Origin of the sequence: Halorubrum tropicale (genome assembly GCF_001280455.1) — an archaeon.
GTDB classification, from domain to species: Archaea; Halobacteriota; Halobacteria; order Halobacteriales; family Haloferacaceae; genus Halorubrum; species Halorubrum tropicale.
In genome coordinates, this window is the sequence record NZ_LIST01000003.1 from 404,951 (window position 1) to 420,214 (window position 15,264).

General features: G+C 72.9%; 15 protein-coding genes. 7 read left to right on the forward strand and 8 right to left on the reverse strand.

What is annotated here, in order from left to right; all coding sequences use genetic code 11:
* Both AMR74_RS09825 and trxA read left to right on the forward strand, forming a co-directional pair.
* The gene (locus AMR74_RS09825) at positions 1 to 1,599 is read left to right on the forward strand and encodes a cobyric acid synthase (protein ID WP_053771880.1); all 1,599 of its coding nucleotides are present in this window, start codon (positions 1 to 3) and stop codon (positions 1,597 to 1,599) included.
* 57 nt (positions 1,600 to 1,656) lie between these two features.
* Positions 1,657 to 2,145 carry a thioredoxin gene (gene trxA / locus AMR74_RS09830; RefSeq protein WP_053771881.1) on the forward strand — a complete coding sequence of 163 codons (489 nt, stop codon included), beginning with the start codon at positions 1,657 to 1,659 and terminating at the stop codon, positions 2,143 to 2,145.
* A gap of 9 nt (positions 2,146 to 2,154) precedes the next feature.
* Here the strand turns inward: trxA and AMR74_RS09835 are convergent, their stop codons facing one another.
* Positions 2,155 to 2,850, reverse strand: coding sequence for a helix-turn-helix domain-containing protein (locus AMR74_RS09835; RefSeq protein WP_053771882.1), 696 nt, complete (start codon positions 2,848 to 2,850; stop codon positions 2,155 to 2,157).
* Positions 2,851 to 2,980: 130 nt separating this feature from the next.
* Between AMR74_RS09835 and AMR74_RS09840 the strand changes: the two genes are divergently transcribed.
* From AMR74_RS09840 to AMR74_RS09850, 3 genes are all read left to right on the forward strand, one after another.
* Entirely contained in the window at positions 2,981 to 3,964 is a 984-nt protein-coding gene (locus AMR74_RS09840) for a hypothetical protein (protein WP_137710865.1), read from the forward strand.
* 104 nt (positions 3,965 to 4,068) lie between these two features.
* Positions 4,069 to 6,168 carry a formate dehydrogenase subunit alpha gene (gene fdhF, locus AMR74_RS09845; RefSeq protein ID WP_053771883.1) on the forward strand — a complete coding sequence of 700 codons (2,100 nt, stop codon included), beginning with the start codon at positions 4,069 to 4,071 and terminating at the stop codon, positions 6,166 to 6,168.
* Between the two features lie 117 nt (positions 6,169 to 6,285).
* Positions 6,286 to 8,007 carry a globin-coupled sensor protein gene (locus AMR74_RS09850; protein WP_240471142.1) on the forward strand — a complete coding sequence of 574 codons (1,722 nt, stop codon included), beginning with the start codon at positions 6,286 to 6,288 and terminating at the stop codon, positions 8,005 to 8,007.
* 61 nt (positions 8,008 to 8,068) lie between these two features.
* Here the strand turns inward: AMR74_RS09850 and AMR74_RS19105 are convergent, their stop codons facing one another.
* Complete coding sequence (locus AMR74_RS19105) at positions 8,069 to 8,239, reverse strand: hypothetical protein (protein ID WP_167551905.1); 171 nt, start codon at positions 8,237 to 8,239, stop codon at positions 8,069 to 8,071.
* Between the two features lie 81 nt (positions 8,240 to 8,320).
* Positions 8,321 to 8,626 carry a MazG nucleotide pyrophosphohydrolase domain-containing protein gene (locus AMR74_RS09855; RefSeq protein WP_053771884.1) on the reverse strand — a complete coding sequence of 102 codons (306 nt, stop codon included), beginning with the start codon at positions 8,624 to 8,626 and terminating at the stop codon, positions 8,321 to 8,323.
* A 113-nt stretch (positions 8,627 to 8,739) separates the two neighbouring features.
* Here AMR74_RS09855 and npdG point away from each other — a divergent pair, with 113 nt between their 5' ends.
* Both npdG and AMR74_RS09865 read left to right on the forward strand, forming a co-directional pair.
* Positions 8,740 to 9,408, forward strand: a complete 669-nt coding sequence (gene npdG, locus AMR74_RS09860; protein ID WP_053771885.1) for an NADPH-dependent F420 reductase — start codon at positions 8,740 to 8,742, stop codon at positions 9,406 to 9,408.
* A gap of 88 nt (positions 9,409 to 9,496) precedes the next feature.
* Positions 9,497 to 10,339: a polyprenyl synthetase family protein gene (locus tag AMR74_RS09865; protein ID WP_053771886.1), complete on the forward strand. Its 843-nt coding sequence runs from the start codon at positions 9,497 to 9,499 to the stop codon at positions 10,337 to 10,339.
* A 36-nt stretch (positions 10,340 to 10,375) separates the two neighbouring features.
* Here the strand turns inward: AMR74_RS09865 and AMR74_RS19810 are convergent, their stop codons facing one another.
* From AMR74_RS19810 to AMR74_RS09885, 5 genes are all read right to left on the reverse strand, one after another.
* Positions 10,376 to 10,507, reverse strand: a complete 132-nt coding sequence (locus AMR74_RS19810; RefSeq protein ID WP_274595431.1) for a hypothetical protein — start codon at positions 10,505 to 10,507, stop codon at positions 10,376 to 10,378.
* Between the two features lie 345 nt (positions 10,508 to 10,852).
* Positions 10,853 to 11,929, reverse strand: a complete 1,077-nt coding sequence (locus tag AMR74_RS09870) for an ABC transporter ATP-binding protein (RefSeq protein ID WP_053771887.1) — start codon at positions 11,927 to 11,929, stop codon at positions 10,853 to 10,855.
* Complete coding sequence (locus tag AMR74_RS09875; protein WP_240471143.1) at positions 11,926 to 13,254, reverse strand: ABC transporter ATP-binding protein; 1,329 nt, start codon at positions 13,252 to 13,254, stop codon at positions 11,926 to 11,928. The genes AMR74_RS09870 and AMR74_RS09875 overlap by 4 nt, the downstream gene beginning before the upstream one ends.
* Positions 13,251 to 14,270 carry an ABC transporter permease gene (locus AMR74_RS09880; protein WP_053771888.1) on the reverse strand — a complete coding sequence of 340 codons (1,020 nt, stop codon included), beginning with the start codon at positions 14,268 to 14,270 and terminating at the stop codon, positions 13,251 to 13,253. The genes AMR74_RS09875 and AMR74_RS09880 overlap by 4 nt, the downstream gene beginning before the upstream one ends.
* Position 14,271: 1 nt before the next feature.
* Positions 14,272 to 15,264 (reverse strand): ABC transporter permease, encoded by a 993-nt coding sequence (locus AMR74_RS09885; protein WP_053771889.1) that lies wholly within the window; start codon positions 15,262 to 15,264, stop codon positions 14,272 to 14,274.

Genomic DNA, 15,264 nt, shown 5'->3' on the forward strand with positions numbered 1-15,264 from the left:
GTGACCGGCGGCGAGACGGCGGCGGCGACCGAGGGAGACGCCCGCACCGTCCTGATCGCGGGGACCGCGAGCCACGTCGGCAAGAGCACGCTGGCGGCCGGGCTCTGTCGGCTGCTCGCGCGGCGCGGCGTCTCGGTCGCGCCGTACAAGGCCCAGAACATGAGCAACAACGCGCGGGTCGCGCTGACGCCCGACGGCGAGTGGGGCGAGGTCGGCGTCTCCCAGCACGTCCAGGCGCGGGCGGCCGAGGTCCCGGCGACGACGGACATGAACCCCGTGCTGCTCAAGCCCCGCGGCGGCGGCGAGAGCCAGGTCGTGATCGACGGCGAGGCGGTCGCGAACGCCCCGGCGAGCGAGTACTACGACGACCGCTGGGAGGCGGCGCGCGCGGCCGCGGTCGCGGCCCACGAGCGCCTCGCGGCCGGCCACGACGTGATCGTCGCGGAGGGCGCGGGCAGCGTCGCCGAGATCAACCTCCGCGACCGCGACCTCGCGAACGTCGAGTGCGCCCGGTTCGCGGACGCCGACGTCCTGATCGCGGTCGACATCGAGCGCGGCGGGGCGTTCGCGAGCCTCTACGGGACCCTCGAACTGCTCCCCGACGACCTCCGCGAGCGCGTCCGCGGCGCCGTGATCACGAAGTTCCGCGGCGACCCGAGCCTCCTCGAACCCGGCATCGAGGAGATAGAGGCGCGGACGGGCGTGCCGGTGGTCGGCGTCGTCCCGCACGACGACCCCGGGCTCTCGGCCGAGGACAGCCTCTCGCTGCCGGACGCGGAGGAGGACGGACCGGGCGGGAGCGACCGCGGCGGGGGCGTCCTCGGGAGCGACGACGGCGTCGCCGACGACGCGGCCGTCCGGGTCGGGGTCCCGCGGCTCCCGCGCATCTCCAACTTCACCGACCTGGAGCCGCTGGCGCGCGAGCCGGGAGTCCGCGTCGCCTACCTCCCGCTCGACGCCGCGCTCGACGGGGTCGACGCGGTCGTCCTCCCCGGGTCGAAGAACACGGTCGACGACCTGCTGGCGCTCCGCGACGCCGGCTTCGGCGCGGCGCTGCGCGCGTTCGACGGCCCCGTGGTCGGCGTCTGCGGCGGGTACCAGATCCTCGGCGAGCGGCTCGTCGGCGCCGCCGTCGAGGGCGTCGGCGACCGCGAGGCGGTGCCGGGGGTCGGGCTCCTCCCCGTCGAGACCGAGTTCTCGACGGAGAAGCGCGTCGAGCGCGTGACGTGCGCCGTCGAGGGCGTCGGACCGATCGCCGGCGCCGCGGGGCGCGCGACCGGGTACGAGATCCACGCCGGGCGGACGCGGCGCCTCGGCGACGCGGCCGACGAGGGGGCGGAGACCGCGGTCGCGACCGAGCCGCTCGGCGCGGGGAGCGTCGCGACCGAGCGCGTCCTCGGGACGTACCTCCACGGGCTCTTCGAGACGGCGGCCGTGCGCGACGCCTTCGTCGAGCGGGTCTTCGCGCACGCGGGGCTGGCGCGTCCAAACGGCGCGGCGACCGACCGCTCGCCGTACGACCGCGCGGCCGACCTCGTCGCGAAGCACGTGGATCTGGGCGCGGCCGGGCTCGACGGCCTCCTCGGGCCGACGGAGTGACGCGCGAGCGGATCCGGCGGCGGAAGGTATATTGTTCTAAGCCTCCAATACTGTGGTATGAGCGACGCAGCCGACGCGGACGAACCGACGGGCGACGACGCGAAGACCGAGCGCGAGCGCATCCGCGAACGGAAGCGGCGGGAGCTCGAGGCGCGCCTCGGCGACGGCGAGGCGGTCGACGGGAGCGCCGGACCCGACGCCGGCGACGGCCGCGGAGCGGCGACCCCGAGCGAGCCGATCCACGTGAACGGGACGGACGAGCTCCGGCGCGCGGTCGACGAGCACGACGTGGTCTTGGTGGACTGTTACGCCGACTGGTGTGGGCCGTGTCAGATGATGGAGCCGGCGATCGAGGCGCTCGCCGCCGAGACCGACGCCGCGGTCGCGAAGGTGGACGTCGACGCGAACCAGGCGGTCGCCCAGCAGCTGGGCGCGCGCAGCATCCCGACGCTCGTCCTGTACGCCGACGGCGAGGCGGTCGACCGCTTCGTCGGCGCGCAGGACCGCGCGACGCTGGAGTCCGCGATCGCCGAACACGCCGCCTGAGGCGAGCCGTCAGTTCCCGGCGAGCGTCTCCTCCAACAGCTTCCGCTGCGCCGTCGCGAGGTGCTCGGCGAACGTCGACGGGGAGATGTCGAGCGCGCCGGCGACCTCGCTCGCGTTGGCGTCGCGGGGGCGCTCGAAGTAGCCCATGCGGTAGGCGGTCCGCAGCACCTCGCACTGGCGGTCGGTGAGGCGGCCGCGGTCGACGAGCGTCCGGTCCGGCGACCCGTCGCCGCGCGCCGCGCCCTCGACGAGGTAGCGGACCTCGACGCGCTCCGCCGTCCCGTCGAGCGCCGAGACGATGTCGCGCAGGCGTTCGAGGTCGGGGAGGTGGAGCGTCAGGAGGAGGACGCCGTCCTCGGCGCGGGCGTCCGCGATCGGGCAGTCGAGCTCCTCGATGACCCGGCAGGCGCACGTCCCGTCGCGGGGGCGCTCGTACCGGTACACGCGCTCGTCGCCGAGGTCGACGACGGAGGCGGGCTCCGGAACGCCCTCCGCGCCGTCGACCGCGTCCGGGTCGCGGGCGCGGAACTCCTCGGTGTGCGTGTCGCCCGCGTGCGTCCAGGTGACGCCCGTGATCGGGCCCTCGTGGGCGGTCGAGGCGGCGACGACCGGGCAGTTCCCCGTCCCGTGGATCGCGACGCCCGCGCGGACGCCGTCGGGCGTCGCGCCCGCGCCGCCGTCGGCCGGCTTCCCTCCGGTTCCCATCGCGTCGGGGTTAGTGCGACGGGCACAAAGGCCTGATCCCAGACGCGCGCGGCGCACCGATGGGTCGCACCGAGAACACCCGCAATACTGAGGGCCGGTCGGTATCGGTCCGCGCCCCGGAGTCGCGGCCGTGAACCGAGCGATCCACGCGGTCGGAGCGGTCGCCCTGACCGGCGCCGGCGCCGGGATGTGCGCCGCGGCGGCCGCGGGCCTTGCGGGCGGAACCGTCGGCGGACCGGAGCTACCGATCGGGGCGGCCGTCTTCGCGGTCGCCGCGGTGAGCCTCGGGTACACCGCCGCGAGGGAGACGCGGGACGCGCTGCGGACGGACGGCTTCGGCGTCACGCGGGTCGACCTCGGCAACGCGACCGCGGTGGCCGTCGCGGCGCCGGTCACGTACGCGCTCTCGGTTCGGGTGGGCGTCGGCGCGGTCGTGGCGTCCGCGCTCGTCGGCCTCTGCGCGCACCTCCTGACCGAGACGTACGGGGCGCCGGCGTACTGCGGCTCGTTCGTCGGGATGGCCACGCCCGCGGCCGACGCGGACCTCGCGTCGGTGGCCGCGGCCGGGCTCGTCGCCGCCGTCGCCTTCGTCGCCGCCAAGCGCGCGTTCAACGGGTTCGGCGGGAAGCTGGGGACGACGGCGTTCGTCGGCTGCCTGTCCGTGGCGGCGCTCGGCGGGCTGACGCCGGGCACCGGGACCGTCCCGGACCCGGCCGTCGCGGCGGGACTGGTCGCCGCGGCCGCGGTCGCCGCGCCCGTCACGTTCCTCGTGAGCGTCCGGCTCGGCCACGGCCCGGTCGTCGCGAGCGCGGTCGTCGGGCTCGTCGCCGGCGTCGTCTGCCCGCCGCTGTTCGCCGCGGGCGACGCGGTCGCGGCGGTCGCCTTCTGCGCGTCGTTCGCCGGGATGGCCACGCCGGAGCGGATCCCCGGCCCCGGCGCGATGCTGCTGGCCGGCGGGACCGCGGGCGTCGGGTTCGTCGGCGCGGCGCCGTACGTCGTCGGCTTCGGCGGGAAGCTCGGCACCATCGCGTTCGCCGCCTGCCTCGTGACCGCCGGCGCCCTGTCGCTCGGGCGCCAGGTCGCGCCGGTCGGCGGCGACGCCGTGACGGGGTGACGCGCCCCGGTCGGCGGTCGCGCCGCCGGTCGCGGGATCGTTACTTAAAACACCACGCAGTTCCGGCCGCATCGGGAGGGTCGTGGAGGCCCTGCGTATATCCGATGACCGATCCGACCGAGACGTCCGAGCGGCGCTTCGAGTCGAACCCGACCGTCTGTCCGTTCTGCGGGGTCGGCTGCAGCGTCGAGTACGCCGGGCGCGGCAGCGCGACCGGCGTCGAGGGACCGGTGAACGAGCGCGGGGAGATCTGCCCGAAGGGGGCGGCCGCGTTCGACGTGGTCGACAACGACGACCGCCTGACGGAGCCGCTGGTGCGTCACGGCGGAACCTTCGTCACGGCGCCGTGGGAGGAGGCGCTCGACCGCGCGGTCGAGGGGATCGGCCGCGTCGTCGACGAGCACGGGCCGGACGCGGTCCAGTTCTTCGCGTCGTCGAACTGTACGAACGAGGAGAACTACGTCCTCCAGAAGCTCGCGCGGGTGCTCGGGACGAACAACGTCGACAACTGCGCGCGGCTCTGCCACGCCTCGACGGTCGCCGCGATGAGCGAGCGGTTCGGCGCGGGCGCGATGACGAACACCTTGGACGACCTCGGGGAGGCGGACTGCGTCTTCGTCAACGGGGCGAACCCGGCCGAGCAGCACCCCGTCGCGTTCCGGTCGTACGTCCTCCCGGCGGTCCGCGACGGCGCGACGCTGGTCCACGTCGACCCGCGCGCGAACGACACGACCGAGGCCGCGGACGTCCACCTCCCGCTGCGGCCCGGCACCGACATCGAGGTGGCGAACGCGGTCGCCGCGGTGCTGGTCGAGGAGGACCTCGTCGACGAGGCGTTCCTCGCGGAGCGCACGACCGGCTTCGACCGCCTGCGCGAGCACCTCGCCGGCGTCGACGTGGCGGCCAACGCCGCGGCGGCCGGCGTCGAGCCCGAGGCGATCCGCGAGGCCGCCCGGGCGTACGGCGAGGCCGACCGCGCAGCGATCGTGACGGGGATGGGGACGAGCCAGCACCGCTGCGGCACCGACAACGTCCACGCCCTGCTCAACCTCGCGCTCCTCACCGGCAACGTCGGGCGGCCCGGCACCGGCGTGAACCCGCTGCGCGGCCAGAACAACGTCCAGGGCGCCAGCGACGTGGGCGGGCTCCCGAGCGTCCTCCCCGGCTACGAGCCCGTGACGGACCCGGAGGCCCGCGAGCGCGTCGCGGCGGAGTGGGGCGTCGAGCCGCCGGCGGAGCCCGGGCTGACCGAGGTCGAGGCGACGCACCGCTTCGGCGACGAGGTGCGCGCGGCGGTCGTCTTCGGCGAGAATCCCGCGGTCACCGAGCCGAACGCGACCGCGGTCGCGTCGGCGTTCGACGACCTCGACTTCTGCGTCGTCATCGACCTCTTCGAGACGCGGACGGCGGCGCACGCGGACGTGGTCCTCCCCGGCAGCGCGTGGGCCGAGAAGTCCGGCACGGTGACGAACACCGACCGGCGCGTGCTGCGGATGCGACCCAACGCCGACCTCCCGGGGAACGCCCGGCGCGACTTCGAGATCCTGACCGCGCTCGGCCGGCGGTTGACCGACCGTCCCGAGGCGTTCGACTACGACGGCCCGGAGGCGGCCTTCGACGAGCTAACCCGCGTCGCGCCGATATACGAGGGGATGAGCTACGCGGGGATCGGCGACGGCTACCAGCGGTGGCCGTTCGACGCCGACGAGGGGCGCGGCACGGAGGTGTTACACGCGGAGGCGTTCGCGACGGGGGAGCGCACCGCCCCCCTCGCGGTCGTCGACCCGGTCCTGCCCGCCGACGACCTCGACGCGGGCGAACTGGTGCTCACGACCGGCCGCGTGCTCCAGCACTTCAACAGCGGCGCGCTCAGCCGCCGCTCGGACCGGCTCACGGCGATGCGCGGCGAGGACGCCCTCCAGGTCCACCCGAGCGACGCCGCCGAGCGGGGCATCGAGGACGGCGACCGGGTGACCGTCTCGAACGGGCGCGGGACCGTCGAGGTCGCGGCCGACGTCACGCCGGCGGTGCGCGAGGGGGTCGCGTTCTGCACGTTCCACTACGCGGAGCCGCTCGCGAACGCGCTCACGGGCGACGCGCTCGACCCGGAGGCGAAGATCCCCGAGTTCAAGCACTCGGCCGTCGCGGTCGAGCCCGCCGCCGGCGAGGCGGGCGACGGAAGCGAGGCGGCAGGCGACGACTGAGCGACCGCCGACGCCGCGTTCACGGCCGTCAGTTCCCGGTACTCGCCGCTGAGCCCGGGTATCGCCGGTGAGAAGCGCGGGGCACCGTTTATATAACCCAAGCAGAGAGGCTCCGCCATGGCTACATCCGGAGAGTACGGCCGGGACGACTTCGGCCAGGGCGGGCTGAACGAGGGGCTCGACGCGTCGGAATTCGTCGCCGAGATCGGGCTCGACGCCGACGAAATCGCGTGGCGGAAGGAGTTCGTCGGCTTCGACGCGGAGGACGAGCGCCGACTGAGCCGGTACGAGGACGCGTTCGCGGAGAACGCCGACCGGATAGCGGACGACTTCTACGAGAACCTCACCGGCCACCAGCAGACGGTCGACGTGATCGGTCGGTCCGAGAAGGGGATCGAACAGCTCAAGCGGACGCAGTCGGCGTACCTCGTGACGCTCGCCGGGGGCGAGTACGGCGAGGAGTACTTCGAGGACCGGGCGCGGATCGGGAAGATCCACGACGTGCTCGAGATGCCGATGAAACACTACCTCGGCCAGTACGGCGTGTACTACGACCTCATCCTGCCGATCGTCGGGGACCGACTCGCGGACTCGCTCACCGACCGATTGGCCCCCGACGCCGCCGGCGAGGCGCTCGACGACGCGACCGCGGCGGCGGTCGAGGAGGAGGTCGACGACGCGATCGAGGATCTGCTCTCTATCCTCCGGATCGTCAACCTCGACATGCAGGTCGTCACGGACACGTACATCCACTCGTACAGCGAGAAGCTCTCGGCGGCGGTCGAGCGGAACGAGCGGCTGATGGCGGACGTGGAAGCGGAGGTCGAGGAGCCGATCGCCGACCTGCGCGAGTCGGCGAGCGACGTCGCCGACAGCGCCGCTGAGGTCGGCGACGAGGCCGAGGACCAGTCGGAGCGGGTCGCCGAGGTCTCCTCGGAGGTGGCGAACCTCTCGGCGACGGTCGAGGAGGTGGCGTCGACCGCCGACGAGGTCGAGCGGACCAGCGGCCGGGCGGAGACGCTCGCCGAGGAGGGGGCGGACGCGGCCGACGACGCCGCGGCGGCCATGGACGACATCGGGACCGCGGTCGACGAGGTGGCGGAGGACGTCGAGGCGCTCCAGGAACGCGTCGAGGAGATCGACGAGTTCGTCGACGCCATAAACGGCATCGCCGACCAGACGAACCTCCTCGCGCTGAACGCCTCGATCGAGGCTGCGCGCGCCGGGGACGCCGGCGCCGGCTTCGGCGTCGTCGCGGACGAGATCAAGTCGCTCGCGGAGGAGTCGCAGGGCCACGCGAGCGACATCGAGGCGATGGTCGAGGGCATCCGCGCCGACACCGACGAGACCGTCGAGAGCCTCTCGGAGACGACGGTCCGGGTCGACGAGGGGAGCGAGCGCGTCGACGACGCGGCCGAGAGCCTCACGGCCATCGCCGAGGCGGTGACGGAGACGGCGAACGGGATCGACGAGGTCTCGGACGTGACCGACGAGCAGGCCGCCGCGGCCGAGGAGATCGCCGCGACGGTCGACGGGGTGGTCGAGCAGTCGAACCGGATCAGCGATCGGATGCGGCAGGTGGCCGAAGAGAGCGAGCGACAGTCGGCGGCGGTCGAGACCGTCGAGCAGGCCGTCAATCGGTTGACCGCGGACGACGGCGGGCCTCTCGCGGCGTCTCACACGGACGGCGGCCCTTCCGCGGCGTCTCGCACGGACGGCGGACGGTCGGTGCCGGCCGGGCTCCCGGAGGGGATGCCGCAGTTCGTGATCGACCGCCTCTCGGACGAGGAGCTGCGGGCGATCGCGGCCGGAGAGGTGGAGATGGACGACCTGCGGTGAACCGGCGGCGGTGAGTCGTCGGTGGTGACCCATCGGTAACTCCTCCACCTGCGGGTCGGGCTCACGGTGAAAAGTACGCGTCCGGCCCCCGAACTCCCGAGAGCTCGCGGAGCGGACGGGCGCCGCACCGACCGCAGGCGGTGGGCTCGTCGGGGTCGTCGGGCCGCGCGAACACCGTGTCGCAGGCGTCGCAGGCGACGTATCGTAGCGCGAGCGACGGGGCGTCGGGCATGGGCCCCGTAGGCGGGCGACGCACTTGAACCGGTGCCTCGTGCGCTCCTTCCAATCGGATTCGGCGTCGGCCTTCGGACCGCTATTGCCCGGACCCGGCGTCGCCGGACGACTCGATCCGCGACTCGTACTTCGCCAGCGACTCGTCGAGCGCGGCGTCGGCGTCGATATCGGCCGCGTCGGCGAGCGCGAGCAGCGCGAACAGCGCGTCGCCGACCTCGTCGGTCGCGATCGCGGCGGCGTCCGGGTCCTCCCCGTAGTCGGTCGAGGTCGCCACCTCCTTCGCGACCTCGCCGACCTCGCTCTCCAAGTCGAGGACGCGGTACGCGAGGTCGGTCTCTAACCCGTACTCGGCGACGAACGCGGCGACGCGGTCCTGCTCGTCCATGGGCGTCGCCTCCGCGCGATCGGGCAAAAGTCCCCCGCCGTCCGGTCGCCTTCGGTCGTGGCGAGGACGGCCGGTCGCGCAACCCCTAAGACGCGAGCGGCCCCACGGACAGTATGAAAATCGCCATCTTGGGCGGCACCGGTGACATCGGCGAGGGGCTCGCGCTCCGGCTGGCGGCTGACACGCCCCACCGGGTCGCGGTCGGCTCCCGGGAGGCCGAGAAGGCCGAGGCAAAGGCCGAGGAGTACACGACCGAACTGGAGAGCCGCGGCCTCGGCCCCGCGGTGACCGGCGGCGACAACGCCGCGGTCGCCGCCGACGCTCAGATCGTCGTCCTCGCGGTCCCGCCGTACCACGTCGGCGACACCGTCGAGGCGGTCGCGGGATCGCTCGACGACGGCGACGTGCTGGTCTCGCCCGCCACGGGGATGAAACGCGACGAAGAGGGGTTCCACTACCACAAGCCCGGGGCCGGCTCGGTGACGCGGATCGTCGCGGACGCGGCGCCCGACGGCGTCGCCGTCGTCGGCGCGTTCCACAACCTCGCGGCCGCGCGGCTGGCGAACCTCGACGCCGAGCTGGGCGTCGACACGCTCGTGATCGGCGACGACGGGGACGCCAAGCGGACGGTCGCGGACGTCGCCGAGGGGATCGAGGGGCTGCGCGCGCTCGACGCCGGCGGGATCGCCAACGCACCCGAAATCGAGGGGCTCACGCCGCTTCTCATCAACGTCGCCGCGAACAACGACGGGCTCGACGACCTCGGCGTGCGGTTCCGGTAGCGCGGCGGGCGCGCCGCCGCCGTCGTCCGAATCGCCCCCGGACGGCGTTCCGTTAGGCCTTTGCGCGCCGGGGCCCTCCGGGCGGTAGATGGAGTACCTGGAGCGTCGGGTCGGGCTCGTCGAAGACCGGATCGAGTCGGTCATCGACGGCGTCGAGCCCGAGGAGCTGTCCGACGAGGTCGGACACGTCGTCCTCGCGGGCGGCAAGCGCGTCCGGCCCGCGGTGACCGTCCTCGCCTGCGAGGCGTTCGACGGCGACCCCGAGGAGGCGGTCGACTTCGCGGCCGGCATCGAGTTCGTCCACAACGCCTCGCTCGTGATCGACGACATCATCGACCGCTCGGAGGTCCGCCGCGGCACCGACGCCGCCTGGGCCGAGTTCGGCTACGGCCCCGCGATCATCGCAAGCGACGGCCTGCTCGGCGAGGCGTTCGCGCTGTTCTCGACGGACCCGCGCGCGATGCGCACCGTCGCCGAGGCGATGGTCGAACTCGGCGAGGGCGAGGCGACGGAGCTGGCGGCGCGCCCGACGAACGAAGCGGAGTACATGGAGCTCGCGCGCCGGAAGACAGGCGCGCTGTTCCGGGCCGCCGCCGAGCTGGGCGCGGTCGCGGGCGGCGCCGAGCCGCACGCGATCGACTCGTTCGGCGAGTACGCCGAGCGCGTCGGCGTCGCCTTCCAGATGCGCGACGACGTGTTAGACGCCACCGCCGACGCCGACGACCTCGGCAAGCCGACCGGGCAGGACGCCGAGATGGACCGCCCGTCGGTGCTCCAGGTCACGTCGCTGTCGCCCGAGGAGATCAACGAGCGCGCCCGGGCGGAGTCGGAGCGCGCGCTGGCCGCGCTCGACGACGCCGACCCGCCGGAGACGGAGGCGATCGAGTACCTCCGCGACCTCGCGGAGTTCGTCGTCGTCCGCGAGCGGTAAGCGGAAGCGCGGTTTCGGGGCCGCGCTACTCGGCGTTCAGAGCTCGTAGCCCGCCTTCTCCATGAGGTCCGCGAACACGTCCGTCCCCATCGCCTGCTCGTAGACGATGGCGGTGACCATCCCGCCGGGGTGGGCCGCGTGTCGGGCGTGGACCGAGCGCAGCGTCACCTCGCGGCCGCGCTCGTCGATCGACGACCTCCGGCGACCCGGTCTCGGGGAGCGCGAGCCCCTCGTCGGCCGCCTGCGTCGCCTCCGCGCCGTCGCCGGTCGCGGCGGTGGAGACCGTCTGGCTCATACAGCCAGCCGGCCCGGCGACGCCCGAGAGCCCCGCCGCCCGGAGGATCGTTCGCCGCGCGAAGCCGCCGTCGGAGTCGGAACCAGCGTGGGTCATGTCTGGACCGAGGGGAAGCGGCACCATAACCGGGTCGCGGCTTCCCGATCGGAGGTACGACCGACGAACCGGTTCGGCCCGTAGTATAGAAAAGAATCAGCCGCGGCGGGAGCGGGCGCGGATCAGTCGTCCGCCGGCTCGCCGGCGGGCGCGTCCGACTCGTCGCCGGCCGCCGCGTTCTCGCCGATCGGCTCGCTGTCCCAGTACGCGTGGCCGTCGTCGGCCCGGAAGCAGGTCGCCGTCCGGCCGTCACCCACGTCGTACCTCGGCGGCGCCGACTCGCGGCAGGCCGCGCGGGCCTCCGGGCAGCGGGTGTGGAACCGGCAGCCCGCCGGCGGGTTCCGCGGCGAGGGCACGTCGCCGCGGAGCGTCTCGAACTCCTCGTCGCGCGCCTCCGTGCTCGCGCGCGGGACGCTCGACAGCAGCGCCTTCGTGTACGGGTGCGCGGGGTCGTCGAAGATCGCCTCCACCGGCCCGATCTCGACGATCTCGCCGAGGTACATCACCGCGACGCGGTCGCAGACGTGGCGCACCACGCCGAGGTTGTGCGCGATGAACAGGAACGTGAGCCCGAAGTCGTCCTGGAGGTCTTCGAGCAGGTTCAGGATCTGCGCCTGGACGCTCACGTCGAGCGCCGACACCGGCTCGTCGAGGACGACGAAGTCGGGGTCCAGGGCGAGCGCCCGAGCGATCCCGATGCGCTGGCGCTGCCCGCCCGAGAACTCGTGCGGGTACCGGTCCATCTGGTCGGCGGAGAGGCCGACCCGTTCGAGCAGGTCGCGGGCCGTCTCGCGGCGCTGTTCCCGGTCGGCGACGTCGTGGATGCGGAGCCCCTCCGTGACGATGTCGCCGGTGGTCATGCGCGGGTCGAGGCTGGAGAACGGGTCCTGGAACACGATCTGGGCGCGCCGGCGGAACTCGTTCAGGTCGCGGTCGGTCATCGCCCGAACGTCGGTCCCGTCGAAGGTGATCTCGCCGGCGGTCGGCTCCCGCAGGCGCAACACCGTCTCGCCGGTCGTCGACTTGCCGCAGCCGGACTCGCCGACGAGCCCCAGCGTCTCACCCTCGCGCACGTCGAAGGAGACGCCGTCGACCGCCTTCACGCTCGCCGACTCCTGCCCGAGCAGGCGGTCGACGATCGACGAGTCGTCCGCGTAGTACTTCTTCAGCCCGTCGACGGAGAGCAGCGGGTCGCTCATTCGCCCTCACCCCCGTCGGTCGCGGCCTCCGCGTCGCCGACCTCGTCGAAGTGATCGTCCGGGAGCGCGTCCGCCGGGTCGTACTCGCGCTCGGCGAGGACGCACGTGGCGCCGTGGTCGGCGGCGGCGTCGACGGTCGCCTCCGCGGGCTTGTCGAGGCACGCCTCCATCGCCTTCGGGCACCGGTCCGCGAAGTAACACCGGTCGCCCATCTCGGCGTCGACCAGGCTCGGGACGTTGCCCGCGATCGGTTCGAGCCGCGGCCGCGGGTCGTCCACGTCGGGGATCGAGCCGAGCAGCCCCTGCGTGTACGGGTGGACGGTGTCCTCGAACACGGAGTCGAGCGTGCCGCGCTCGACGACCTCGCCGGCGTACATCACGCAGACGCGGTCGCACATCTCCGCGATCACGCCGAGGTCGTGAGTGATGAGCACGATGCTCATCCCGCGGTCGGCCTGGATCTCCTTCAGCAGGTTCAGGATCTGCGCCTGGATCGTCACGTCGAGCGCGGTCGTCGGCTCGTCGGCGATCAGCACGTCCGGCTCGCCGGCGAGCGCCTGCGCGATCATCGCGCGCTGGAGCATCCCGCCGGAGAACTGGCCGGGGTACTCGTCGACGCGGTCCTCGGGGTCGGGGATCCCGACCTGGCCGAGCAGCTCGACCGCCCGCTCCATGCTCTCCTCGCTGGTGTAGTCGCGGCCGGGGACGAGCCCGTCGAGGAGGTACTTGCCGAGCCCGTACCCCTGCGTCCGCGAGCGCGTCGAGCGGGGGTTCGCCCGCGCCCGGCGCTGTACCTCGACCGCCTCGGCGATCTGCTCGCCGACCGTGATAGAGGGGTTGAAGCTGCTCATCGGGTCCTGGAAGATGACGCTGAACGAGGGGCCGCGCAGCGACCGGCGCACGCTCGGCGGCACCGTCCGGAGGTCGACGTGGTCGCCGTCGACGTGGACCGCCCCCGTCCCGCGGAACTCCTCCGCGAGGTCGGGGTCGCGGTACCACACCTCGCCGGCCGTGATCCGGCCGGGCGTCTCGACGAGGTCGACGAGCGACAGCGCGGTCACGGACTTACCGGACCCGGACTCGCCGACGACGCCGAGGATCTCGTCTTCCCGGAGGTCGAACGACACCGACTCCACCGCGTTGATCTGCCCCTCCTCGGTGAAGAAGCGCGTCGAGAGGTCCCGGACCGACAGCACGTCGTCGGCCGCGGGCAGCCCGGTCGGGGCCGCGCCGGCAGCGCCGACGGCGTCGGCCGTCGCGGCGTCGCTCGCGCCGCCGTCGGTCGCCGCGGCGGACTCGTCGGTCGGCCGCTCGGCGTCGCTCATGCGGCACCCCCTTCGCCCTCGATACCGGGGTCTAAGGCGTCACGCAGCCAGTCGCCGAGCAGGTTGATCCCGATAACCGACAGCATGATCGCGAGCCCGGGGATGGAGGCGATCCACCACTGCCCGGAGGAGACGTAGTCGCGCCCCTGCGCGATGTCGAAGCCCCACGACAGCGTCGTCCCCGAGAAGCCGAGGAACGACAGCGAGCTCTCTAGGAGGATGATCGCCGCCACCTGTACCGTCCCGAGGACGATGATCGGCGTGATCGCGTTCGGGAGGATGTGGCGGACGATGATCGTGTTGTCGTCGGCCCCGAGGGCGCGAGACGCCTTCACGTACTCCTGCCCGCGCAAGGAGAGCGCCTCCCCGCGGGCGACGCGGGCGAACCACACCCAGTTGACGAGGCCGACGACGATCACCACCGTTATCGGCAACACGAAGCTCTCGGGCATCTCCGGCGCGAGCCCGGCGGCGACGAACGGGTCGGGGACGTTCACCGCCGCGCGCCCCCACAGCCCGATGAGCGCGACCGCCAGCACGAGCGAGGGGAACGCGAGGCTCACGTCCGCGATCCGCATCAGCGCGTCGTCGACGCGCCCGCGGTGGTAGCCGGCGAGCAGCCCGACCGGCACGCCGATCGACGCCGCCAGCAGGGTGCCGAGGACGCCGACGACGAGCGACGTGCGGGCGCCGTACACCACCCGCGAGAACATGTCGCGGCCGAGTCCGTCGGTCCCGAACACGTGGTCCGGGTCGGCCGTGATCTCCACCTCCTCGGTGACGGTCTGGATCTCGCCGTCGACCATCTGCGAGGAGGTCCGCTCGGCCGTCTGCGAGAAGCCGAGCGGCGGTAGCTCGCTCTCGTTGAGCTGTTGCTCGGTCGGGTTGTGGGGCGCGACGAACGGGGCGAACGCGGCGGTCAACACGATGACCACCACGAGCGCCAGCCCGAGCTTCGCGAGCCCGCTACCTCTGAACTCCTTCTTGAGATTGCGTATGACACGTGAAGAGACCATGTTAGTCGGTCACCACCTCCGGGTCGAGGTAGGCGTACACCACGTCGACGAGGATGTTGACGAGGACGAAGCTCGTCCCGATGACGATCAGGCTGCCCTGGAGCGCGGGCCAGTCGCGCTGGTTGATGCTCTCGATGACCAGCGTGCCGAGCCCCGGCCACGAGAACACCGCCTCCGTGATCACGGCGCCGCCGATCAGCGTCCCGAGCTGGAGCCCGAGGACGGTGATCACGGGGATCAGCGTGTTCCGGAGCGCGTGCTTGTACCGGATCAGGGTCCGCGGGAGCCCCTTGGCCCGCGCGGCCTGGACGTAGCCCTTGCTGAGCTCGTCGAGCATGCCCGACCGCGTCAGTCGGGTGATGAGCGCCATGAAGTAGGTCCCCAAGGCGATCGCCGGCAACGTGATGTACGCGAGCCAGGTCAACAGCGTGCCGACGAACGGCTCGGCGGTGATTGCCGACAGCGCCACGTCGCCGACGTCGGCGCCGCGGCCGCTGGTGTTGAAGACGTTGAACTCCACGGCGAAGATCAGGATGAGCATGATCCCGAGCCAGAAGTTCGGCGTCGAGATGCCGCCGAGCGACAGCAGGGTCGCGCCGTAGTCGACCGGCTCGTTGCGGCGGGTCGCGCTGATCACGCCGAGCGGGATCGCGAGGACGATGGCGACGATGCTGGCGGCGACGGCGAGCTCGATCGTCGCGGGCAGGCGCTCGAAGACGAGCGTCGTGACCTCCTGACCGCGGATGTACGACCGGCCCATGTCGCCCTGAAGCAGTTCGAAGACGTACCGCCCGTACTGGATGTACAGCGGCTGGTCGAGGCCGAGCTCGGCCGCGATCGCCTGTCGCGTCTCCTGTGACGCGTCGAGCGGTGCCACCGCGTTGATCGGGCTGCCGGGGGTGACGAACCGGAGCGCGAACACGACGGTGACGACGCCCCAGACGACCCCGATCCCCTGGAGGCTTCTTCTGAGTACGAATCTTCCGAATGACAT

Bases quoted from the DNA above. Each gene is read 5' to 3' on its own strand.
- AMR74_RS19105 (WP_167551905.1), bottom strand. From the start codon at position 8,239: ATGCCCGACGCCCCGTCGCTCGCGCTACGATACGTCGCCTGCGACGCC.
- AMR74_RS09870 (WP_053771887.1), bottom strand. From the start codon at position 11,929: ATGAGCGACCCGCTGCTCTCCGTCGACGGGCTGAAGAAGTACTACGCG.
- AMR74_RS09850 (WP_240471142.1), top strand. From the start codon at position 6,286: ATGGCTACATCCGGAGAGTACGGCCGGGACGACTTCGGCCAGGGCGGG.
- AMR74_RS09885 (WP_053771889.1), bottom strand. From the start codon at position 15,264: ATGTCATTCGGAAGATTCGTACTCAGAAGAAGCCTCCAGGGGATCGGG.
- AMR74_RS09875 (WP_240471143.1), bottom strand. From the start codon at position 13,254: ATGAGCGACGCCGAGCGGCCGACCGACGAGTCCGCCGCGGCGACCGAC.
- AMR74_RS09880 (WP_053771888.1), bottom strand. From the start codon at position 14,270: ATGGTCTCTTCACGTGTCATACGCAATCTCAAGAAGGAGTTCAGAGGT.
- AMR74_RS09865 (WP_053771886.1), top strand. From the start codon at position 9,497: ATGGAGTACCTGGAGCGTCGGGTCGGGCTCGTCGAAGACCGGATCGAG.
- npdG (WP_053771885.1), top strand. From the start codon at position 8,740: ATGAAAATCGCCATCTTGGGCGGCACCGGTGACATCGGCGAGGGGCTC.
- fdhF (WP_053771883.1), top strand. From the start codon at position 4,069: ATGACCGATCCGACCGAGACGTCCGAGCGGCGCTTCGAGTCGAACCCG.
- trxA (WP_053771881.1), top strand. From the start codon at position 1,657: ATGAGCGACGCAGCCGACGCGGACGAACCGACGGGCGACGACGCGAAG.
- AMR74_RS09855 (WP_053771884.1), bottom strand. From the start codon at position 8,626: ATGGACGAGCAGGACCGCGTCGCCGCGTTCGTCGCCGAGTACGGGTTA.
- AMR74_RS09835 (WP_053771882.1), bottom strand. From the start codon at position 2,850: ATGGGAACCGGAGGGAAGCCGGCCGACGGCGGCGCGGGCGCGACGCCC.